This is a genomic window from Xanthocytophaga agilis (genome assembly GCF_030068605.1).
Lineage (GTDB): Bacteria > Bacteroidota > Bacteroidia > Cytophagales > 172606-1 > Xanthocytophaga > Xanthocytophaga agilis.
This window is the reverse complement of the sequence record NZ_JASJOU010000066.1, coordinates 1-540: the sequence shown is the minus strand read 5'-3', so window position 1 is coordinate 540 and position 540 is coordinate 1. Positions and strand designations below refer to the sequence as shown.

Sequence of the window (540 nt, the reverse complement as noted above, 5' to 3'; positions counted from 1 at the left end):
GTGCACTACGGCGTTGAGAACCAATCTGAACGATTTTACCTGTTTCCTCCACTGCTTTGAGGGCTGCTTTTGCATCATCCAGAGATTCTGCAAAGGGCTTCTCTACATAGGCATCGCGGCCTGACCGCACGGCTTCTACACAATGCAATGCATGCTGAAAGTCGGCAGTACTGATAATAACAGCATCTACATCTTTGCGCGCATACAATTCATCATTGTTGCGAACTTTGAAAAACTTCTTGTTTACATTGGGTTTGTCCTTCAGATGAGCTTCACATTCATCCCGACGACGGTTCCAAAGATCGGAGACCCCAACAAGTTCAAAATTAAGTTCTTTGGCATGATTCATAAATGCAGGCAACAGTGACTGACGGAATCGATCCGAAAAGCCAACAATGCCTACCCGTACTCTATCATTTGAGCCAATGATACGTGCATAACTGGATGCACTCATACTCATGGCTAATCCGGCTGTTCCCAGAGCGGTCTTCTTTAGAAAATCACGGCGGGAGGTTTGATGATTGTTTTCCATGGAAATAC

The 540-nt window shown here is 45.4% G+C and carries 1 protein-coding gene; it reads right to left on the bottom strand.

Features of this window, described 5'->3' with window-relative positions:
• The coding region (locus QNI22_RS40550) for a Gfo/Idh/MocA family protein (protein WP_314520344.1) at positions 1 to 532 on the bottom strand (532 nt) is incomplete at its 3' end.
• Positions 533 to 540: the final 8 nt, after the last annotated feature.